Annotated in this window: 23 protein-coding genes; 11 read left to right on the top strand and 12 right to left on the bottom strand. The window is 68.6% G+C overall.

From position 1 onward, the window contains the following. Positions 1-313 precede the first annotated feature (313 nt). Positions 314-1,849, top strand: coding sequence for an ISL3 family transposase (locus AB0K21_RS35520; protein WP_157594899.1), 1,536 nt, complete (start codon positions 314-316; stop codon positions 1,847-1,849). A gap of 20 nt (positions 1,850-1,869) precedes the next feature. Here AB0K21_RS35520 and AB0K21_RS35515 read toward each other — a convergent pair whose 3' ends face one another. Then, positions 1,870-2,589, bottom strand: a complete 720-nt coding sequence (locus tag AB0K21_RS35515; RefSeq protein WP_051753743.1) for a hypothetical protein — start codon at positions 2,587-2,589, stop codon at positions 1,870-1,872. 504 nt (positions 2,590-3,093) lie between these two features. Between AB0K21_RS35515 and AB0K21_RS35510 the strand changes: the two genes are divergently transcribed. Then, complete coding sequence (locus tag AB0K21_RS35510; RefSeq protein ID WP_156056290.1) at positions 3,094-3,342, top strand: hypothetical protein; 249 nt, start codon at positions 3,094-3,096, stop codon at positions 3,340-3,342. Positions 3,343-3,360: 18 nt separating this feature from the next. After that, positions 3,361-3,531, top strand: a complete 171-nt coding sequence (locus AB0K21_RS35505) for a hypothetical protein (RefSeq protein WP_364156207.1) — start codon at positions 3,361-3,363, stop codon at positions 3,529-3,531. Between the two features lie 255 nt (positions 3,532-3,786). On the opposite strand, the gene AB0K21_RS35500 is transcribed toward AB0K21_RS35505, so the two are convergent. The 5 genes from AB0K21_RS35500 to AB0K21_RS35480 all read right to left on the bottom strand — a co-directional run bounded on the left by AB0K21_RS35500 (position 3,787) and on the right by AB0K21_RS35480 (position 6,009). Continuing rightward, positions 3,787-4,116: a transposase gene (locus AB0K21_RS35500; RefSeq protein ID WP_343964709.1), complete on the bottom strand. Its 330-nt coding sequence runs from the start codon at positions 4,114-4,116 to the stop codon at positions 3,787-3,789. 98 nt (positions 4,117-4,214) lie between these two features. Next, positions 4,215-4,835 carry a dihydrofolate reductase family protein gene (locus AB0K21_RS35495; RefSeq protein ID WP_343964711.1) on the bottom strand — a complete coding sequence of 207 codons (621 nt, stop codon included), beginning with the start codon at positions 4,833-4,835 and terminating at the stop codon, positions 4,215-4,217. Continuing rightward, positions 4,835-5,341 carry an SRPBCC family protein gene (locus tag AB0K21_RS35490; protein WP_364156147.1) on the bottom strand — a complete coding sequence of 169 codons (507 nt, stop codon included), beginning with the start codon at positions 5,339-5,341 and terminating at the stop codon, positions 4,835-4,837. Before AB0K21_RS35490 ends, AB0K21_RS35495 begins: the two co-directional genes overlap by 1 nt. Continuing rightward, positions 5,338-5,688 (bottom strand): metalloregulator ArsR/SmtB family transcription factor, encoded by a 351-nt coding sequence (locus tag AB0K21_RS35485; RefSeq protein ID WP_343964715.1) that lies wholly within the window; start codon positions 5,686-5,688, stop codon positions 5,338-5,340. Before AB0K21_RS35485 ends, AB0K21_RS35490 begins: the two co-directional genes overlap by 4 nt. A 45-nt stretch (positions 5,689-5,733) precedes the next feature. Continuing rightward, entirely contained in the window at positions 5,734-6,009 is a 276-nt protein-coding gene (locus AB0K21_RS35480; RefSeq protein WP_364156204.1) for a hypothetical protein, read from the bottom strand. A 3-nt stretch (positions 6,010-6,012) separates the two neighbouring features. Between AB0K21_RS35480 and AB0K21_RS35475 the strand changes: the two genes are divergently transcribed. The 3 genes from AB0K21_RS35475 to AB0K21_RS35465 all read left to right on the top strand — a co-directional run bounded on the left by AB0K21_RS35475 (position 6,013) and on the right by AB0K21_RS35465 (position 8,241). After that, positions 6,013-6,561, top strand: a complete 549-nt coding sequence (locus AB0K21_RS35475) for a GNAT family N-acetyltransferase (RefSeq protein WP_364156144.1) — start codon at positions 6,013-6,015, stop codon at positions 6,559-6,561. Between the two features lie 108 nt (positions 6,562-6,669). After that, on the top strand, positions 6,670-7,479 hold the full coding sequence (locus AB0K21_RS35470; protein WP_364156141.1) for an S-methyl-5'-thioadenosine phosphorylase: 810 nt from the start codon (positions 6,670-6,672) through the stop codon (positions 7,477-7,479). A 147-nt stretch (positions 7,480-7,626) separates the two neighbouring features. Continuing rightward, positions 7,627-8,241, top strand: coding sequence for an RcpC/CpaB family pilus assembly protein (locus tag AB0K21_RS35465; protein WP_364156138.1), 615 nt, complete (start codon positions 7,627-7,629; stop codon positions 8,239-8,241). 133 nt (positions 8,242-8,374) lie between these two features. Here the strand turns inward: AB0K21_RS35465 and AB0K21_RS35460 are convergent, their stop codons facing one another. Both AB0K21_RS35460 and AB0K21_RS35455 read right to left on the bottom strand, forming a co-directional pair. Then, the gene (locus AB0K21_RS35460) at positions 8,375-8,695 is read right to left on the bottom strand and encodes a hypothetical protein (RefSeq protein WP_364156135.1); all 321 of its coding nucleotides are present in this window, start codon (positions 8,693-8,695) and stop codon (positions 8,375-8,377) included. After that, the gene (locus AB0K21_RS35455) at positions 8,692-8,961 is read right to left on the bottom strand and encodes a hypothetical protein (protein WP_364156132.1); all 270 of its coding nucleotides are present in this window, start codon (positions 8,959-8,961) and stop codon (positions 8,692-8,694) included. The genes AB0K21_RS35460 and AB0K21_RS35455 overlap by 4 nt, the downstream gene beginning before the upstream one ends. A 763-nt stretch (positions 8,962-9,724) precedes the next feature. Between AB0K21_RS35455 and AB0K21_RS35450 the strand changes: the two genes are divergently transcribed. The 3 genes from AB0K21_RS35450 (at position 9,725) to AB0K21_RS35440 (ending at position 11,193) form a co-directional block, all read left to right on the top strand. Then, positions 9,725-9,988, top strand: coding sequence for a winged helix-turn-helix domain-containing protein (locus AB0K21_RS35450; protein ID WP_364156129.1), 264 nt, complete (start codon positions 9,725-9,727; stop codon positions 9,986-9,988). 121 nt (positions 9,989-10,109) lie between these two features. Further along, positions 10,110-10,976, top strand: a complete 867-nt coding sequence (locus tag AB0K21_RS35445; protein ID WP_364156126.1) for a helix-turn-helix transcriptional regulator — start codon at positions 10,110-10,112, stop codon at positions 10,974-10,976. Positions 10,977-10,995: 19 nt separating this feature from the next. Then, positions 10,996-11,193 carry a DUF397 domain-containing protein gene (locus AB0K21_RS35440; protein WP_364156123.1) on the top strand — a complete coding sequence of 66 codons (198 nt, stop codon included), beginning with the start codon at positions 10,996-10,998 and terminating at the stop codon, positions 11,191-11,193. A 170-nt stretch (positions 11,194-11,363) separates the two neighbouring features. Here AB0K21_RS35440 and AB0K21_RS35435 read toward each other — a convergent pair whose 3' ends face one another. Beyond that, complete coding sequence (locus tag AB0K21_RS35435) at positions 11,364-12,437, bottom strand: ATP-binding protein (RefSeq protein WP_364156120.1); 1,074 nt, start codon at positions 12,435-12,437, stop codon at positions 11,364-11,366. Positions 12,438-12,498: 61 nt separating this feature from the next. Further along, positions 12,499-13,152: a response regulator transcription factor gene (locus AB0K21_RS35430; protein ID WP_364156117.1), complete on the bottom strand. Its 654-nt coding sequence runs from the start codon at positions 13,150-13,152 to the stop codon at positions 12,499-12,501. Between the two features lie 216 nt (positions 13,153-13,368). On the opposite strand from AB0K21_RS35430, the gene AB0K21_RS35425 reads away from it, so the two are divergent. Together AB0K21_RS35425 and AB0K21_RS35420 are read left to right on the top strand one after the other, a co-directional pair. Continuing rightward, positions 13,369-14,115 (top strand): ABC transporter ATP-binding protein, encoded by a 747-nt coding sequence (locus tag AB0K21_RS35425; protein WP_364156114.1) that lies wholly within the window; start codon positions 13,369-13,371, stop codon positions 14,113-14,115. 5 nt (positions 14,116-14,120) lie between these two features. Next, entirely contained in the window at positions 14,121-15,935 is a 1,815-nt protein-coding gene (locus tag AB0K21_RS35420; protein WP_364156111.1) for an FtsX-like permease family protein, read from the top strand. Between the two features lie 130 nt (positions 15,936-16,065). Here AB0K21_RS35420 and AB0K21_RS35415 read toward each other — a convergent pair whose 3' ends face one another. Together AB0K21_RS35415 and AB0K21_RS35410 are read right to left on the bottom strand one after the other, a co-directional pair. Beyond that, positions 16,066-16,992: a polysaccharide deacetylase family protein gene (locus tag AB0K21_RS35415; protein WP_364156108.1), complete on the bottom strand. Its 927-nt coding sequence runs from the start codon at positions 16,990-16,992 to the stop codon at positions 16,066-16,068. A 109-nt stretch (positions 16,993-17,101) separates the two neighbouring features. Next, entirely contained in the window at positions 17,102-18,136 is a 1,035-nt protein-coding gene (locus AB0K21_RS35410) for a D-alanyl-D-alanine carboxypeptidase family protein (protein WP_364156105.1), read from the bottom strand. Positions 18,137-18,763 lie beyond the last annotated feature (627 nt).

Below are 18,763 nucleotides of genomic sequence, written 5' to 3'. Positions count from 1 at the left end.
GGCGCGCTGTCCTGACCTGGGGATACGCCCCTACTTTGCGGTCTATGACACCGACCCGAGCGGAGGGCCTTCCAGGTTGTACCCGAAGGTTCTTTAGGAAGCTCTGACCTGCATATCCGTTGTATTTTTCGCCAGTACTACTGGGCCCCCCTTCCGGCCGACCGGGGTGGGGCCAAATCAAGGATCTGGCCCACATTTCGTGATGAATACTGCCCCGTAGCCTCGGCTGAGTCGGTGAGGATGCGTCGAGTGCGAAGATCGTTGCCTGGATGTCCTCCTCCCGCATTTGGCCGGAGTCGAGGTCGAACACGTCATGGAGGCCGGCTCCGTGGTGCGGATTGCGGCCAAGACCAGGGGCGGCCCGAGTCCGTGTCCTGGCTGCGGTTCGGTGTCGGAGAGGCTGCATAGCCGATATAGGCGCCGGTTGGCGGACGTGGCGGTGGGCGGCCGCCGAGTGGAGATCATGTTGTCGGTGCGGCGTCTGGTCTGCGGAGATACCGGCTGCACGAAGCGGACGTTCGCCGAGCAGGTGGCGGGGTTGACGGTCCGCTACGGGAGGCGCACACCACTGCTGCGCGTGATGCTGGAGAAGATCGCGGTCGCGCTGGCCGGGAGGGCTGGTGCCCGGCTGGCCTGCGGGCTGCGGGTGATCGTTGGCCGCTCTACGATGTTGCGGCTGGTGATGGCATTGCCCGACCCTGCCGCGGTCACACCGCGGGTACTGGGAGTGGACGACTTCGCGCTGCGACGCGGTCATGTCTATGGGACCGTGCTGATCGACTGCGAGACCGGGGCGCCCCTGGACCTGCTGCCCGGCCGCGACAGCCGACCACTCGCCGAATGGCTGACCGGCCGCTCGGGAGTCGAGCTGATCTGCCGGGATCGATCCGGCTCCTATGCCGAAGGAGCCCGTATCGGAGCGCCTGAGGCCACGCAGGTCGCCGACCGCTTCCATCTGTGGCAGAACCTCGGCAAGGCCGTCGAGCAATGCGTGGCCCGCCACCGCGGTTGCCTGCGCACCTCGCAAACCGAGACCACCGAATCGGCGGTGAACGCCCATAAGCCGGAGCGACAGGCCGCGCCGCTCGGAGCATTCGCCGAGCGGGCTCGCCGTCATCACGCATTGGTTCACGACCTGGTCGAACAAGGCCACGGCATTCGCGGCATCGCCCGCCGTCTCGGGTGGGGCCGCCACACCGTCCAGCGTTTTGCCCGCGCCGCCACCTGGGAGGAACTGGTCGACGGCCGCTGGAAAGGCGTCCGGCCCAGCAAGCTCGACCCGTTCAAGTCCCACCTGCGCCAGCGGTGGGAGGCCGGCTGTACCAATGCCAGACAGCTCCACCGCGAGATCACCGCCCTGGGGTTTCAGGGCAGCTACTCACTGGTTCGCGACTACCTCGACGACCATCACGAACGTCTTGCCCTCGCGCCGATCGCCCCGCCCGCACCGACGGTCCGGCAGGTCACCAGCTGGCTCACCCGCCATCCCGACAGCCTGACCGAGGACGACAAGCTGCAGCTCAAGCCGATCCTGGATCACTGTCCCGAACTCCGGGCCGCCAGCGGCCACATTCGCGTCTTCGGTGAGATGCTCACCGAGTTGTCCGGCCATGACCTGCCGGCCTGGATCTCCGCTGTCCGCGCTGACGATCTGCCTGGCCTGACATCCTTCGCAGGAGGGCTCGAAAGCGACTTGGACGCCGTCATCAACGGACTGACCATGCGCTGGAACTCCGGCCCCGTCGAAGGACGCGTGAATCACATCAAAATGATCAAGCGCCAAATGTTCGGCCGCGCCGGCCTGCCCCTACTACGAAAGCGGGTCCTGCTCACCGCCGCCGACCATTGATCCCACTGAGGCCAGGCCCATCACGAAATGTGGCCAGATCCCGTTTCAAGCCGTCGTAACCACCTCAGGCCGTCTCGCAGCTTCTCCAATACCTCGGTTGAGTCGGCGGAGGCCAGCGCGCTCTCGATGATGCGGGCGGAAGCGGGACTGGTGATCCAGCTCTCCAGCGAACGATGCCAGTCCGTGTCGAGATCCAGCTCATATTGGAACCACCCGACGAGCCACGCCATATGCAGTGCTGCGGCTTCGTCGCCCGCGCTCCCCTCCCACGCGGCCAGGTAGGTACGGAGGTCGAGGCCGAACTCACCCACGATGATTTTGAGCACCTCCAGAACATCGACGCCGCGCGGATAGTGATGCAGGGTGAACCGCCACCAGGCGTCGACGACGGCCACAAAGGCGTCCTGCTCGTCCTGCGGCCAGCTTCGCCAGCGACCGCCGAGCACGCGCGCGAACATGTCACCGTAGAAGCCGTCGAGCTCCTCGCTGATCAGGAGCTCCAGCAGGCGGGGAAGGTAATGCTTGAAATCCCTGATGTCGCCCCACGTGGACAAGGCGTTCGCCGCATAGGGCTTCAGGGCCGACGCGGAGAGCGCGCGAAGCGGCGCCACGCGTGCCGCCTGGATGCTTTCCGGGGAAACACAGTGATCGCATATGGAGCTGTCTTCCGGAAGCGGGTAGCGAGAAAAGGTCCCGTAGAGGTTCTCCAGCGCCACACCAAGATCAGAATCCGCGTCCATGGGCAAGAGGTTACTTCTCGTCACTCGTGGGCGGCATCACGGTTTCCAGGTGGGAGCGCGGTGACCGGCGCCGACGTGAAGCGAGGTCTCCTCGGCCGGACACGGTGACCCGGTACCCGGGTGTCGGCTTGCCCGCCACGGCGGGCCCCGGAAGCCGACAGCCCCATGCACGATCCGCCGGGCCTGGGCAAGGCCGAGGTCACCCCCGAAGACCTGCGCAAGAACGTGCCCCGTGCGCTACACGGACTCGGGCCGCCCCTGGTCTTGGCCGCAATCCGCACCACGGAGCCGGCCTCCATGACGTGTTCGACCTCGACTCCGGCCAAATGCGGGAGGAGGACATCCAGGCAACGATCTTCGCACTCGACGCATCCTCACCGACTCAGCCGAGGCTACGGGGCAGTATTCATCACGAAATGTGGGCCAGATCCCAAATGGAACCGCCCTAGCCATCGACTATGCCAGCATGCCAGTCCGGGCCTTCTGGCTCAGGAAGGTGGGGCTGTGAACGACATCGAACTCATTGATATTTTTCGCTTCCTCGTAGATGTAGCGGTATCTATGGTGATATCGACCCCGTTGGGGTGGATATGGCTGGCAGCCGGGGCGTTCTGGTTTCTGCGGCTCCTATGGAATTCATTGGGCGGTTCCAGCTCATCAAGCGGTTCCAGCAGCCACCACGACGGGGCCGGCGGCGACTTCGGCGGGGGCGGGGGCGGCTTTGGCGGAGATGGGGGCGACGGCGGTGACTGACGAAATCTCGGTAGCAATATGGTCGCCCCGGACGTCGTCGACGCCATCTTGTGGAAGCAGGTCGACGCCATGCGGGAAAGCCGCCGCGCCATGAGCGACCTTGCGTCGGTGGCGCTGAACCCCGACTCGACCCCGAGGAACACGCTGCGGCCCAAAGTGATGTATCCCGAGTTCGAGGGAGTCCTTTGATGCCGGCCCGGCGCATCAGCATGGCCACCGCTCCGTGCCCGACCGCGATGCCTCGCCCCATGGTGAGCTCGGCGTGCACCCGCAGGCCGCCGTAGACGCCGTTGGATGCGGCGTGCACTTTCCGGATTTCGTCGGTCAGCCAGGCATGCCGGAGCGTTCGAGCTGAGGGCGGCCGGTCTCGCCAGGCATAAAAGCCCGACTCCGAGACGCTTGAGATGCGGCAGCAGACCTGGATAGGGAGTCCTTCGGCAGCCGTTACCGCGATGGCCTCGAACCGTCTTTGGGGGGCACCGCCTCTCTCAACAGCTCGGCGGCGCGCCTGGTCACGGCCGGCTCGGTCTCCAACTCAGCGATCCGGCGCCGAGCCGCGACCAGCTCGGTGTGATCCGACGAAGTCAGGCCAGGTTTCTGACCGGTGTCGATCAGCTCCTGCTCGCGCCAGTTGTAGATCGTCTGGTCGCTGATCTGTAGATCGAAGGCCACTTGGCGGACGGTTCGACCGGCCTTCAACAGGTCCAGGACCTTACGACGAAACTCAGGGGATATCTCTTCGACATGCCGACCTCTCCAAGGGGGCGGAGGCATGTAAGTCAACCAAAGCGACTCCGCGAAAGCCGGAGTACATCACGTCGAGGATCTCACCGCGCTGCCGACCTCGGCGGGGAGCGCTGAGGTCGAGACAGTCACCGCTCCCGGACTGCGTAGGTCAGGTGGGTCACCCGCTGCGTCGGCTCCGCGCGGACCTGCTCCAGGGCCACGCGGCCCGCGTCCACGCCCTCGAACAGGCGGATTCCGGAGCCGAACAGCACGGGTGAGAGCGCGATCGAGAACTCGTCGATCAGGCCGGCGTTCACGTACTCCAGGATCGTCGCGCCGCCGCCCGAGATGCGGACATCGCGGTCGCCGGCGGCCTCGCGGGCCTGGTCGAGCGCGGTCTCGATGCCGTCGTTGACGAAGTGGAAGGTGGTCCCACCCGGCCGCTCCCAGGGGTCACGCTTCTCGTGCGTCACGACGAACACCGGCGTGTGGAACGGCGCCTCCTCCGGCCACGCCTGCTCGCCGGCGTCGAACATGCGCTTGCCCATCACGCTCGCGCCGGTGCGCTCGAACGTCTCCCGCACGATGTCGTTGTCGCGCCCTTCCTCGCCGCCCCCGCCGAGCTTCAGGTTCTCCCGGAAGAACCGCAGCGGGAATATCCACCGCTGCAGTTCCATCCACTGCCGCCCCATCAAATCCCCGAGGGACTCGGGTGCGATGAAACCGTCCAGCGACATCGACACGCTGAAGAAAACCTTCCCGGCCATCAGCCCTCAGCTCCCTTCCGAACTATCTCGGTGACGTAGGCAGCCAGGTTGCTCAGGGTCTGCCGGCCGCCCTCGATCGCGTGGTATTTCTCGACCGCTTCGTCGCGCAGCTCCTTGGTGGGGAACACCGTGCGCATCTCGATCCGGGTCGCCGCCCCGTCGGGCGCGAACGCGAGGACCGACTCGAAGGCGTTCGGGTCGCCGCGGTATTCGCCGTGCAGCAGCGCGATCCCCTCCGGCGGGACGATCTCGGTCCAGGTGATCCACTCCCGGTAGTCCGTCCCGTCCGGCCCATGCATCACGAAGTCCCACTCCCCGCCGACGTGGAACTCGAAGGACCGCGTGGTGGTGGTGAACCCCTCCGGCCCCCACCACCGCGACAGGTGCCGCACCTCGGTGAACGCCTCGAACACCAGCTCCCGTGGGGCGTCGATGACCCGGGAGATCACAATCTCGCGGTCGGCCGTCGCGGACTGCGCCGGCGCTCCTTGTCCCGCCTCGCTCATCGGTTACTTCCTTCCTGTCTTGCCTGCTTGAGGTCCTGCACGTAGGCGTCCAGCCGGTCGAAGCTCTCGTTCCAGAACCGCTCGAACCCGCCGGTCCACTCGTGGACCGGTCGCAGCCCGCGGGCGTCCAGGCCGTACAGGCGCTGTTTGCCTGCCTTGCGGTCCCGCACCAGCCCGACCTCCCGGAGCACCCGCAGGTGTTTGGACGCCTGCGGCTGGGTCATCCCCAGCTCCTGGGCCAACTCGGTCACCGGCCGCTCACCCGCCCGCAGCACTATCAGGATCTCCCGGCGCTGCGGCTCGGCGATCGCGTTGAAGACGTCCGACGTCGTCGCTGCTCGTGCCATGGCCGCCATCATATGCCGATATCGGCATGCGTCAATCCAGGGGAATCAGGCGGGTCTTGTCAGATGACGATCGCGCCCTGGAACAGCCCCTTCGCCGAGCTTTCCCCAGAGCGGCGTCGAGACCGTCGACGCCGGCATGTAGGCGGTGACCACCCAGGAGAGCTGCTTCACCCCGCCCAGGTCACTGACGATGGTGGGCGGCACGGTGGAGACGATCGTCTGGCGCCGCCGCGCCGCGGATGCCGATCCAGAGGACAGGACCGTGCCGGGGTCATACCGGAAAACCCATGGCGACTTTCCGACGACAAGTCCGACAATCACGCAATGGAGCCTGTCACCCTGACCACGCAGCGCCTCTTGCTGCGCCCCCTCGAACCCAGCGACGCCGAAGCCGTCTTCCTCGCCTGCCAGGACCCCGACATACAGCGCTGGACCGGGATCCCCGCACCGTACGAACGTCAGCACGCCGAGTACTTCCTGCGGCAGCTGGTACCGGAGGGCCAGCAGAAGCAGACCATGTTCCACTTCGCCGTGGAACCCCGCTCCGGCGGCCCCCTGCTGGCCTCGGTCAACGTGCACAATCACACCGGCACCTGGGAGATCGGCTACTGGACGACGCGGGAGCATCGGGGCCACGGTTACGCGACCGAGGGGGTACTCGCCATAGCCCGCTGGGCCTTCACCACACTGGGCGTGCACCGCCTGGAGTGGCGCGCCGAGGCCGGCAACGAGGGTTCGCGCATCGTCGCGGAGAAGGCCGGCTTCGTCTTCGAGGGCGTGCTGCGCGCGGCGATGATGAACCACGGCACCTGGAGAGACGTCTGGATCGGCGCGCTTCTCCCATCCGATCTCGAACCGTCCCCCGCCTCATAGCGCCCCTTCCTGACGGGCTTCCCCAACCGGCCGCCATGGAAGCCGGGTTGTCCACAGGCTGCGCCCCGGACTCCTCAGGGGTCCGGTCGTGGCGCTAATCTCGGCGCCATGGTTACTCGCGCGGACATCGGAGTCATCGGCGGCTCGGGCTTCTACTCACTGCTCGACGACGCCACAGAGATCGAGATCACCACACCGTACGGGCCGCCGAGCGACGTCGTCACCGTCGGCCACATCGGGTCGCGCTCGGTCGCGTTCCTGCCCCGCCACGGCCGCGACCACCGCTTCCCGCCGCACCTCATCCCCTACCGGGCGAACCTGTGGGCGCTGCGTTCCCTCGGCGTGCGCCAGGTGCTCGCCCCCAGCGCGGTCGGGTCGCTGCGCCCGGAGATCGGCCCCGGCGCCCTGGTCGTCCCCGACCAGCTCATCGACCGCACCGCCGGCCGCGTACAGACCTACTACGACGAGGGCGGCGTCGTCCATGTCGCCTTCGCCGACCCCTACTGCCCCTCGGGCCGGGCGGCGGCGGTCGCCGGCGCGCGCTCCTCGGAGTGGGAGGTGTCCGACGGCGGCACCCTGGTGGTCATCCAGGGCCCGCGCTTCTCGACCCGCGCGGAGTCCCGCTGGTTCAGCGGCAACGGCTGGTCGATCGTCGGCATGACCGGCTTCCCCGAGGCCATCCTCGCCCGCGAGCTGGCCCTCTGCTACACCTCGATCTCCCTGGTCACCGACCACGACGCCGGGGTCGAGGCGGGTGAGGGGGTCACCCACGAGGAGGTCCTCGCCTTCTTCGCCACCAACGTCACCCGGATGCGCTCCCTGATCATCGACGTCGTCGCCGCCCTCCCCGAAGAGCGCACCTGCCCCTGCCCCACCGCCCTCGACGGCCTCGATCTCCCCTTCGACCTCCCTGACTGAGCCCTTTCCCCTGAGACATCACCAGGCGATCACCGATTCCGTGGGATCGCCGGCCCGCCACCCAGCGGGAGTCGTCCCTGTCCCGCCACCCCGCGGGCATCCCGTCACGGGCACCGCGCCGCCCGGCTCCCATCCATGGAGTCAGCCATGCGCGCCCTGCGCCGCCTTCTCGGCCGCCGTCACCGCCTGCTCGCCGCCCTCGTCGCCGCCCTGGCGATGGGATGCGCCCTGCTGGCCCTACGCCCGGACACCGCCTCGGTGATCGTCCTGACCGCCGCCAGGGATCTCTCCGGCGGCGTGCTGAACGGGACCGACCTGACACCGGCGGCCCTGAGGCCCGGCACGGTCCCCGACGGCGCGCTGAGACCCGGCACGCCGTTCGCCGGAAAGATCCTGGCCGGTCCCGTACGACGCGGGGAGCCGCTGACCGACGTCCGCCTGCTCGGCCCCGGCCTGCTGTCCGCCCACGGCCCCGGAACGGTCGCCACCCCGGTCCGCGTCGCGGACCCCGAGACCGCGCGCCTGCTCTCGCCGGGTGACGTGGTGGACGTGCTCGCCGCCGCCACCTCGACGTGGGACGGCACCACCCCCGCTCACGCGACGATCGTGGCCGAGGACGTCACGGTCCTGGCCACCCCGGGCGAGAAGTCCGAGCGGGGCGCCCTCGTCGTGCTGGCCACCACCTCGGCCCAGGCGACCGAACTGGCCTCCGCCCAGGCGGGCGGACGGCTCTCCATCACGATCGGCGTCCCCGCGAGGTGATTCCGTCGTCGGTCATCGGGTGCTCCTGCCTGGCGGGCGCGGGCGGGCCGGATGAGCACGCCCGCCCGCGCGGTGCGTTGACAACGGCACGGCGGCCCAGGCCCGGGAAGGGGACCGCCGCGCCTGCTCATGCTCAGAAGTGGCCGGTAGTGGCCGAGGTGGAGGTGAGTGCCCAGCGGTGCAGGAGCGCGGTCGTCTCGGCTTCGCGCATCTGCGCCTTGAGCCCCTCGACGGTGCGGTCGCAGAGGAGTAGGGGCTCCGGGGTGGGCCAGGTGGCGATGGCGTGGAAGAGACGGCTGCCGGTGCCGTACAGCACGGCCCAGCCGGGCCAGGTGATCTCCAGCATGGCGGCCTCGGCACGGGCCTCGTGGTCCCAGGTGTAGTGCGGCATGGGAGGGGCGGCCAGGCCGTCGCGGTGGCGTCCGCGGGTACGGGCCGGTCGTCGCCGGATCACGAGATCACCTGCCCGGCCTGCTCCTGTGCCTTCTGCGCGACGGCCTCCCGCTGCTCGACGGCCTCTCGCGCGATGCTCTCCTGCCGGTCGGTCTCGGCGCGCAGGGCGTCGAGGCTGTCGGCGTCGACGGTCCGTTCGGCCCCGGCGTGGAAGGCGGCCAGGGGGAAGGGTTGCTCCCGGCTGGCCCACAGCCGTCCGGCGTCGCTGAGGATCAGTCGCCAGCCGGGGATGGCCGGTTCGGGTGTGCTGGATCTAACATCGTCCATTGATTGGACCTCCATCCGATCAAGGGCCCGTCCGGACGTTGGTAGCGGAGGACGGGCCCACTTCATGGGGCAGGGCAGGACATGGAGGGGTGTGCCGTACGGGCTGGGTGGCCGGTACGGAGACGGGGTGACCGCCACTCGACGCAGAGCGCAGGCGGTCGTTCGCCCGAGACGGGGCATGCAGCGATACCTGCTCCCGGGTCGGGGCGGTCTGGTGTGGGCGGACCTGGCCGGGGGCACCGGGCGACGACGGCAGGGCACCCGCCGGGGTGGCGACACCGGTACGGCGGGCTCGGCAGACCGCTGAGCGGGTACCGGCGGGATCACTTCGGCCGGAGCTGTGAGAGCGGGCAACTCGAAGCAGGGCAAGGAGCGGTCCCCGGTACGCCGGGCCTCCAGGCGCGTGGCCATCAGAGCGCCGGAGGGCTGCGCGTACTCATGATCGGCGGACCCGTCTGGGCAGCCGTGCGTGTAGGGCGCGTGCCCGCAGATGGCACACCCCATCGGCATCGGTGGCTCGTCGACGAAACAGCCGCAACCGCTGGCCGCCTGTCGGTCGAGAACCGGAGCACTAGGGTTGGTCACGGTTCAGGAGGACCTTCCTGGTCAAGGACCCATCCGGTCGTGGCAGCGCCGGGCGGGTCTCGTGTTGCTGGACATGAATGAGTGCTCCACCAGGCTCTACCCTGGTGCACCACAGTGGAGCAGGGTAGAGCCTGAGCGGGTTAAGTAGGGCAAAGTGCAGCCCTCTACGGTACGAATCATGGAGTGGGACGAAGATCGCACGATCTGGGAGCAGCTTTACAGCGCCCTTCGTACGCGCATAGTAAGTGGCGAATATCGGGAAAGATCCGTCATCCCCAGCCTTACCCAGTTGGAACAGGAGTTCGGCGTCGCCAGGACCACGATCCAGAAGGTCTTGCGCCTCCTGAAAGACGACTTCCTGATCCGTACCATCCCCGGCAAGGGAACGTACGTACGCCCTCAGAGCGAATGGCGACATAACGCACATAACCCGGAAGGATGAAGTGACAGGGAGCATCAGTCACCCTCCAGTCATCACGTGATTCTTATGTCGCAGGCATCATCTCTCCAGGTGGCGGCGGAGCGCTAGGATTTCCAGAGAATTTCAGAAACTTCTATTTTTCATGGAAGACTGGATCATGGTGGCTGGCTCAGGTCCGACAGTACGGCAGCGCCGACTGGCGTCAGAGTTGCGTCGGCTTCGTGAGCTCAAAGGATTCACCGGAGAGCAGGCGGCGCGACGAGTCGGGTGGCAGTCATCCAAGATCAGCCGTATCGAGCACTGCACCTCCCGGGTAAAGGCTGCCGACCTGATCACTCTGCTGGACGCTTACGGGGTGGCAGAGGAGGCTCGCCAGAGTCTGATCACCTTGCAGGCGTCAGTCCGCGAGCACGGATGGTGGGACGTCTACGACGACCTGCCGTCCGACTATGCGGGCTACATCGGCCTGGAGTCCGACGCTGCCGTGATCAGGTGTTACAGCATGCAGCTCGTGCACGGGCTGCTCCAGACCGAGGACTACGCACGCGCTGTCATCGAGGCGACGATGATGTCCCAGGAACCGGCCGAGGAGATCAATCGGCGCGTCGAAGTGCGGATGACTCGCCAGGCCACGTTGAGCAAGCCCGAGCCCCTGAACATCCATTCGATCATCGACGAGGCCGCACTCCGCCGCATAATGGGCGATCCCGGCGTGATGACTAAGCAATGCTCCCACTTGCTTGCCCAGGCCCAGAAACCACACGTGACAATTCAGGTCCTGTCACATGATGCCGGGGCGCATCCCGCCGTTGTTGGCCCCTTTTCAATCTTGGACTTCCCCGGCATCCATCCGGACATCGTTTATATCGAGACGCTGGCGAGTAGCATCTACATCGAGGCAGATGCCGAGGTGTACCGATATAACCTGGTTTTCGACCAGCTATGCGCGATGGCACTTAATCCTGATGATTCCCTCGTCTTTCTCCATGCCATTGCCGCCACAACCTGAACGTACGGAGGATGCCAAGATGCCAGATCTGACACCTACTCCCGCGTGGCGCAAATCCACCCTTAGCGACGGCGGCAACGGCTGCGTCGAGGTGGCCACCAACCTGCCGGGTGTCGTCGCCGTCCGCGACAGCAAGGACCCGTCGGGTCCCATGCTCACCTTCTCCCCGGCGACCTGGAACGACTTCCTCGCGGGCATCCGTACGGGAGAAGCCTGAGATCCTCGTCCGGCGGTGCCGGATGAGGGCGGGCGCGGCCAACAGGCTGTGGAGGTAGGCACCTGCGGCTCAATGCGGCCGAAGAGGCTCGAGTGTGGTTTTGTTCGCCGCGTGTCGCCCAGCGGCGGCCGGTTCCTCGCTTGGAGACAGGTCGGCCGAGGTGGCCGGCTTCACGGGTCCGGTGTGACCGTGGGGAACGCGATGTCGACGGCGAGGCCACCGTCGGGGCGGGCGACGGCGGTGAGATCCGCCCTGTGGGCTCGCGCGATCGCGCGCACGATCGACAGCCCTAGACCGTGATGGCCGTCGTCGGCGATACGACGCAGCCGCTGGAACGGCTCGAACAGCCGGTCGACCTGGTCGGGTGGGATGACCTGGCCGGTGTTCGCCACGGACAGGACGACCCGCCCGGCCTCGTGGCGTACGCCGATCTCGACGGTGCCGCCGGGCACGTTGTAATGGATCGCGTTGTCGTAGAGGTTGGCCAGCAGACGGGCGAGCAGCACCTGGTCACCCGGTATCCGTACCGGCCGGAGCACACTCCGCACCCGCAGGCCGCGTCGTTTCACATCTGGTGCCCGGTCCTGGAGTGTCCTCTCGATCAGGCCGGTGAGGTCCACCGGCTCGTCCCGGCTGTGGGCGTTCTCGCTGCCCGACAGGGTGAGCAGCGACTCCAGCAACCGTCCCCGCTGGTCGGTGATGGCCAGCAGCCGCTCGAAGTTGGCCCGGAACGACTCCAGGCTGGCCTCGGGGTCGATCAGCGGCTCCTCCAGCAGCGCGCGTTCGACCGTCAACGGCGTCCGCAGTTCGTGCGCGGCGTTGGCGACGAACCGTTTGTTCGTGTCGAGAGCGGTCTCCAACCGGCCGAGCAGCCCGTCCACCGTGTCCGCGAGGTCTTTCAGCTCGTTGCGACGGCCAGGCAGGGACAGCCGCTCGTGCACGTTGCGTTCGGAGATCCGGTGCAGGCGTTCGGTCATGGTCAGCACCGGACGCAGCACGCGGCCGGCGATCAGCCAGCCGAGCAGCAGCGAGAACACCGCCATGATCGCCAGCGCGATGCCGGGCAGGACCAGCATCTCCGCGGAGAGATCGTAGACGTGTGGTGTGGTCCGGCCTTCGGCCCCGGGCGGGCCCGGGTATGGCAACGGCAGTGCGGACGGCCCGCCCAGCGGCCGCACCAGGCCCGGGCTCAGGTTCCTGGCCAGGGCGTACATGATGACCAGCAGAACGGCGCTGGAGACCACCGAAACCAGGCAGTACAGCAGCGTCAGTCGGAGTCGGAGACGGTGCCGACCGGGCCGCACGTCAGATCCGGTAGCCGGCTCGGGGGACGGTCTCGATGACCGGTGGGTCGCCGAGCTTGGCACGCAGCCGGTTCATCGTGGCTTTCACCGTGGTGGTGAACGGATCGGCGGCCTCGTCCCAGACCCGGTCGAGCAGTTCCTCGGCCGACACCACCCGGCTGCCGCAGCTCAGCAGGTACTCCAGCACGGCGAACTCCTTCGGGCTCAACGGCAGGCGGCCCCCGGCCCGGGTGGCGGTCCGCTGTGCCGGGTCCAGCCGCAGGTCGCCGTGGACCAGGACAGGTGGCGTGGCGGGCCGGGAGCGCCGGCTCACCGCCCGGATCCGGGCCACCAGTTCGGCATAGGCGAACGGCTTGGGCAGGTAGTCGTCGGCTCCCAGACTCAGCCCCTCCACCCGCTCGGCCAGCGTGCCAGAGGCGGTCAGCATGAGCACCCGGGTCAACGTTCCGCGGTTGATCAGGGCCCGGCACACGTCGTCACCGTGCATCACGGGAAGGTCCCGGTCCAGGACGACGACGTCGTACTCGACCACCGTGGCCCGATCCAGCGCCGACCCGCCGTCGTAGGCGACGTCGACGGCCATCCCCTCCCGCCGCAGTACCCGGGCCACCGAGTTCGCCAGCTCAGGTTGGTCTTCGACCACGAGCACCCGCATCGCCACACCTCCACCTGAACGTCGGCTGTCCCGGTCCGAGGCTAACCGCACGCCCGTCACAGCCCGGTCACAGCGGCGCGGACCGTGCCGTGACCGGCCGCCGCGTAGAACTCGTCCGGTGAGCGCACATGTCGAGGACGCCCGGCGCGCCGCCGTCATCGGGGCGTTCCGGCTTGAGGCATGTGAGAAGGACCGGACTTAGCGAAGGAGTGCATCGTGAGCGACGCCGCCGACACGCCCGTGCTGAGCGTCCGCGGGTTGCGGAAAGAGCACGGCAGAGGCGAAGGATTGGTACGCGCCGTGGACGGGGTCGATCTCGACGTCGGCGTGGGAGAGACGGTGGCGATCATGGGTCCCAGCGGCTGCGGTAAGTCCACGCTGCTGCACCTGCTCGGCGGGCTGGACCGGCCCTCGGGCGGCGAGGTGTCGCTGAACGGTCGGCGCATCGACAACATCAGCGAGAAGGCCCTGGCCAGGATGCGTCGGACCGACGTCGGCTACGTCTTCCAGTCCTTCCACCTGATGGAGGAGCTCACCGCCGTCGAGAACGTCGAGTTGTCGGCGCTGCTCGCCGGACGCTCGCCACGGGCCGCCCGGCGGCGCGCGGAGGAGTTGCTGGATCAGCTCGGGCTCGCCGGCCGGGCGCGCTTCCTGCCCTCCGCGCTCTCCGGCGGCCAGCGGCAGCGGGTCGCGGTCGCCCGGGCGCTGAGCAACGAGCCGCTGGTCGTCCTCGCCGACGAACCGACCGGAAACCTGGACAGCGCCGCCACCCTGGACGTCCTCCAGCTCTTCGAGGACCTGCACGAGTCCGGGCAGACGCTGGTCATCGTCACCCACGACGCGCGGATCGCGGCCACCGCGGACCGGATGTTCTCGATGCGCGACGGCGCGCTCGTGGAGGAGGCCCGGCTGACCGGCGGCACCACCGGGCGGCTCGGCGCGCTCGTCGGACTGGAGGACTGACCGCAATGGGCCGCATCCTCCTGGTGATCCGTCTCGCCCTGCGAGACCTCCTGCGGCGCCGCACCGAGGCCGTGCTTCTGCTGATCGCCATCCTGGCCGCCACCACGACGCTGACGCTCGGGCTCGTCCTGCGCGACGCGGCCGGCGACCCGTACGAGAGCACCCGGGCGGCGACCAAGGGGCCCGATGTGGTCGCTCACGTCGGCCAGGCCGCCGACCTCGCCGGCCTCGGGAAACTGGCCACCGCCTCCGGCGTCACCGAGCACAGCGGACCGTACCCCGTCATCGCGGGGAGGCTCGAGGCCTCCGGCCGGACGTCGGACGTGCAGGTCGAAGGGCGCGACGCCACTGTCGCGGCGGTCGATCAGCCCGAGGTGACGCGAGGCGGCTGGGTCAGCGACGGCGGCGTGGTGTTCGAGGCCGCCTTCGCCGACTCGCTCGACGTGGGCGTCGGTGACTCGGTCACCCTGGGCGGTAGGTCGTTCGAGGTCGTCGGTGTCGCGGTCACCGCCGCCATGCCGCCCTATCCCGGGGCGTCCTGCGTCGTCTCCGCCGGCTGCGTCAACGGCGCCATCCCCGACGACCGGGACCTGCCGGCGGGGTTGCTGCACAATCCCGGGCTGGTCTGGCTCACCCAGGCGGATGTGCGGAGCCTCGCCTCGGACCGAAGCTCCCTGTCCTACGTGATGAACATGAAGCTGGCCGACCCGGACGAAGCCCAGGCATTCGTCGACCGGACCGGCGGCGCCGTGTCGATGCAGACCTGGGAGAGCATCCTCGCCGACGCCACCGACCTGGCCCGGGACTCCCAGATCCTGCTGCTGATCGGCGCCTGGCTGCTCGGCCTGCTCGCCGTGGCCAGTCTCTCGGTGCTGGTCGGCGGCCGGATGGCCGACCAGACCCGACGCGTCGGACTCCTCAAGGCGGTCGGCGGCACCCCGAGCCTGGTCGCCGCCGTGCTGCTCGCGGAGTATCTCCTGGTGGCCGTCGTCGCGGCCGCGGCCGGGCTGACGATCGGAGCGCTGACCGCTCCGTTGCTCACCGGGTCCAGTGCCGGCCTCGTCGGCAGCGCGGGGACGGCGTCGTTGACCTGGTCCACGATCGGTCTGGTGACCGCCGTGGCACTCGGCGTCGCGGTGGTGGCGACCGCTGTTCCGGCCGTGCGCGCGGCCCGCTCCAGCACCGTCGGCGCGCTGGCCGACGCGGCACGCCCACCCCGCCGTACCGGTTGGCTGATCGCTCTCTCGGCACGACTGCCGGTCCCGCTGCTGCTCGCCCTGCGAGTCGCCGCCCGCCGGCCGCGCCGGGTGGCGCTGGGTGTGGCCGGCATCGCGGTCACGGTCAGCGGGATCTACGTCCTGATGGTGCTCGACGCCTTCCTCGGCGACCAGCCGGGCACCGGCGCGTACACCGAGGCTCAGGTGGCGGTGCTGCGGCACGTGCTCCTCGTCTGGACGGTCATCCTGCTCTCCCTGGCGGCGGTCAACGCCATCGTCATCACCTGGGCGACGGTGCTCGACAACCGGCACACGTCGGCACTGGCACGCGCCCTCGGCGCGACCCCGCGGGAAATGACCGTCGCCCTGGCGGCCGCGCAGGTGCTGCCCGCGCTCGTCGGCGCCGTCCTGGGTGTCTTCCCGGGGGGCTGGGCGCTGTTCGCCGCCATCAACGCGATCACCGGCGGCGACAGCGGCAAGGCCACGCTTCCGGCGCCCTGGCAGCTGATCGGCCTGGTGCTGGCGACCGTGCTGGCGGTGGCGGCGCTCAGCGCCGTTCCCGCCCACCTCGGCGGCCGCCGTCCCGTGACCGCGACTCTTTGAACCGAGCCCATGGCCTGGCCAACGGGTCGGCGGCCTCCGCGAGGGATAATTCACGCGGTGACGCCCGGAGGCCACCCGGACCGCTTCGCCGGTCACGGCGTGGCTCCCAAGCCAACGAGCATCTGAGTGCCTACGACGGCCGGCTGTCCAGCGGCAGGCGCCCTGCCGATCTGCCGGGGGCGCTGGACCATGCCCGTTGGACGCCCCGGTAGTCGATCACGGTGATGCCTTCCCGCTGGAGGAGTTCGTGAGCCTCCGGCGAGGTCAGGAACTCGTAGTCGGTTCGGCGTACGCGCCAGCCGCCGTCGATCGCCTGCGACTCCTCGCGGCCGACGCTGGGATGCACCGCCCATTCGCTGAGCCCGGTCGGCAGTTCGCGTAGCAGCTGGGCGTATCGGGCCGACTTACCCTCGATGCTGAGGGAGAAGCTGTCCAGGAACTCGTTGTCGGTGACCGGCAGGCCCCGCTGTCGCATCTTCCGACGTCCGGGTTCGAGCCAGACCCGCACCGCCAGGCCGTACTCCGCGGCCAGCGCCACGGTCAGGTCGAGGATGTCGTCGCGTCCGCCGTCGGCCAGGCAGTGGAAGTCCAGATGCGTTGGTGTGAGCCCGGCGTCGGCCACCGCGTTGATCTGTGCGCGGAACTCAAGCTCTACCTCGTCGAGACGGGCCTGGGCGAGGAACTCGGAACGCCCCGCGGGTGTGGATGTGAACAGTTCGCCCGCGTCGTCGAGCAGCGAGGGCACTCTCTCCTTCGCGGTCAGCGGGCCCCACCGGTAGTGGGCCGTGTCGCAGACCAGCGTGAGGTGGATCCCGAACGGGATCTCCGGCCGCCCGCGAAGCAGACGCATGGCGTGCGGCGCCGATGGACAGGGTGCCATCAGGCTGCACGAACCGGCGATCCCCTGCTCGATCGAGTCGATCACCGCGGCGTTGATCGCGTCGTACATCCCGAAGTCGTCGCAGTTGACGATGAGCACCCGGGCGTCGGGAGGGAAGCCCAGCAGTTCGCTCGACTGCACCAAGGGCGTGGCGGGCTCGAAGGCATGTCCGTCCATGCCCGCAGTGTGAACCGCCGGCGAGAGGTCGCGCACGGGAATTACCCGCCACGCCGCCCTCACGTTCGGTCGGGGGATCGACTTCCGTGGACCGTTCTGCCAGGAGCCCCTACAGCAGGGAACCGAGCTTGGGGTCGTACTCCCAGTGCCAGGGTTCGAAGGGGCTGACGTAGGCCCACTGGGGGTGGATCCAGCCGAACCTCTTGCCGTTGGCCTCCACCCAGTTGAACTCGGCCGAGCGGAAGCGCTCGACGCCCCCGCACAGGTCGACCGCGAGCCCCAGGCCGTGGTTGCTCCGCCCGGGAACCGCGGCGAAGCCGGGGCGGCGGTAGTAGACCGACTGCTGCTCGGCCAGGCTCCGGTAGCTGTCGGTCACGCACATGGGCTTGCCGAACCGCCGCTTGTACGCCTCGTTGAGGCTGATGAACGCGAGCGCGGCGTCACCGCGCAGCTGGTTGCCCGGCTGCTGGAGCGGGCAGAGGTACGCCTGCGGGATGAGCCCGTTGGGAAAGTCGCCCATCGAGGTCGCCCTGGTCGGGTCGCACCCGGCCGCCGGCCGCCCGTTCTTGTTGATCTTGACGCCCAGCTTCACCAGCGCCTTGGTCAGGGACTGCACGATCTTCTGCGAGCGCGCCCTGAGCGTCTCGATCTCGGCGCCCATCTGCGCCTCCGCGAGGAGGTTGGTCGCCCGGAGCTCCTGGGCCTCGCCCGCCAGCCGCTCCCGCTCCAGTTGCAGGCGGCTGCTGTCCTTGAGGATCAGGTCCCGCTCGGCGACGAGGTGGGTGACACCGGCCATGGCACGCAGGGTGTCCGCGCTGGACTCGCCGGACAGGAAACCGGACACGTCCCCACCGAGAGGCTGCTGGTAGAGGAACCCGACCAGGTCCGAGAGCGGCTGCCGTACCTGGTCGAAGGCCCTCTCGGCGACCTGCAGCTCCCTCAGCTTGGCGGTGAGCTGCTTCTCCGAGTCACGGATCTGGGTCCGTCGCTGCTCCAGCGCCTTGGTCGCGGCCTCAAGGTCCTTTGTCGCCTTCTCCGCCTCGCGACGCAGTTCTGTGAGATTCACCGGATCGGCGACGACAACGGCCTGAACCTCCGCCGGCGCCCGCTGCGCGACAGCGGCCCCCGGCAGGAGGGAAAGCATCGTCGCGACGACGGCGATCAGACCCGCTGATCGACGAGGTGGCACGTTCGACCCCTCCGTTTGCGAACTCGTGACCTGGGTCAGGCACGCACGCTACTACAGCTGGCCAACTACCCGGGCCAGACCTCCACAGCCGTTATGCGCCGAACACCCCTTTTTGCGACCGGACAAGTCAGACTTCTTGCCGCGCGTGCTCCTTGCAGACCTCCCAGAGCCACGTCCTTCGCCACTCCGTCGGACAGCCGTCCCAGGGCTCTCGCTCCTTTTGGGGCTCAGGCTCCACAGGCGGCCGCGACGCGGCCCTCCGCGGCCCCCTGGGGACCCTCAGAGGTACGACCACGTCCGGCTCGTCCATGCTGTGTCGGCTTGATCCACCCGAACGGTCCGGCCCACCCGTGCGGCCCAGTTGGCCCACTCCACCTGGCAGGCCCGGCCGTCCCGATTGACCCAGTTGGTTTGGTTGACCCAGTCGGTTCGACTGACCGGGTTGGTTCAACTGACCGGGTTGGTTCGACTGGCCGGGTTGGCTTACCCCTCCCGGTTCGCCCGTCCCGCCGAGCCGGCCCGGCTCACCCACCGAGCGTCCGGCTCCCGATTCCGCGGCGACCAGCATCCACCCCCCGTACA

The sequence above is a fragment of the Streptosporangium sp. NPDC049248 genome (assembly GCF_040678965.1).
GTDB classification, from domain to species: domain Bacteria; phylum Actinomycetota; class Actinomycetes; order Streptosporangiales; family Streptosporangiaceae; genus Streptosporangium; species Streptosporangium fukuiense.
This window is presented reverse-complemented; position numbering and strand designations above follow the sequence as displayed.

Excerpts from the sequence above, each read along its gene's own strand:
- AB0K21_RS35470 (WP_364156141.1), top strand. The coding sequence starts at position 6,670 with ATGGTTACTCGCGCGGACATCGGAGTCATCGGCGGCTCGGGCTTCTAC.
- AB0K21_RS35465 (WP_364156138.1), top strand. The coding sequence starts at position 7,627 with ATGCGCGCCCTGCGCCGCCTTCTCGGCCGCCGTCACCGCCTGCTCGCC.
- AB0K21_RS35500 (WP_343964709.1), bottom strand. The coding sequence starts at position 4,116 with ATGCCTCCGCCCCCTTGGAGAGGTCGGCATGTCGAAGAGATATCCCCT.
- AB0K21_RS35505 (WP_364156207.1), top strand. The coding sequence starts at position 3,361 with ATGGTCGCCCCGGACGTCGTCGACGCCATCTTGTGGAAGCAGGTCGAC.
- AB0K21_RS35440 (WP_364156123.1), top strand. The coding sequence starts at position 10,996 with ATGCCAGATCTGACACCTACTCCCGCGTGGCGCAAATCCACCCTTAGC.
- AB0K21_RS35475 (WP_364156144.1), top strand. The coding sequence starts at position 6,013 with ATGGAGCCTGTCACCCTGACCACGCAGCGCCTCTTGCTGCGCCCCCTC.
- AB0K21_RS35420 (WP_364156111.1), top strand. The coding sequence starts at position 14,121 with ATGGGCCGCATCCTCCTGGTGATCCGTCTCGCCCTGCGAGACCTCCTG.
- AB0K21_RS35430 (WP_364156117.1), bottom strand. The coding sequence starts at position 13,152 with ATGCGGGTGCTCGTGGTCGAAGACCAACCTGAGCTGGCGAACTCGGTG.
- AB0K21_RS35415 (WP_364156108.1), bottom strand. The coding sequence starts at position 16,992 with ATGGACGGACATGCCTTCGAGCCCGCCACGCCCTTGGTGCAGTCGAGC.
- AB0K21_RS35485 (WP_343964715.1), bottom strand. The coding sequence starts at position 5,688 with ATGGCACGAGCAGCGACGACGTCGGACGTCTTCAACGCGATCGCCGAG.
- AB0K21_RS35520 (WP_157594899.1), top strand. The coding sequence starts at position 314 with ATGGAGGCCGGCTCCGTGGTGCGGATTGCGGCCAAGACCAGGGGCGGC.
- AB0K21_RS35495 (WP_343964711.1), bottom strand. The coding sequence starts at position 4,835 with ATGGCCGGGAAGGTTTTCTTCAGCGTGTCGATGTCGCTGGACGGTTTC.
- AB0K21_RS35410 (WP_364156105.1), bottom strand. The coding sequence starts at position 18,136 with ATGCTTTCCCTCCTGCCGGGGGCCGCTGTCGCGCAGCGGGCGCCGGCG.
- AB0K21_RS35515 (WP_051753743.1), bottom strand. The coding sequence starts at position 2,589 with ATGGACGCGGATTCTGATCTTGGTGTGGCGCTGGAGAACCTCTACGGG.
- AB0K21_RS35490 (WP_364156147.1), bottom strand. The coding sequence starts at position 5,341 with ATGAGCGAGGCGGGACAAGGAGCGCCGGCGCAGTCCGCGACGGCCGAC.
- AB0K21_RS35455 (WP_364156132.1), bottom strand. The coding sequence starts at position 8,961 with ATGGACGATGTTAGATCCAGCACACCCGAACCGGCCATCCCCGGCTGG.
- AB0K21_RS35445 (WP_364156126.1), top strand. The coding sequence starts at position 10,110 with ATGGAAGACTGGATCATGGTGGCTGGCTCAGGTCCGACAGTACGGCAG.
- AB0K21_RS35450 (WP_364156129.1), top strand. The coding sequence starts at position 9,725 with ATGGAGTGGGACGAAGATCGCACGATCTGGGAGCAGCTTTACAGCGCC.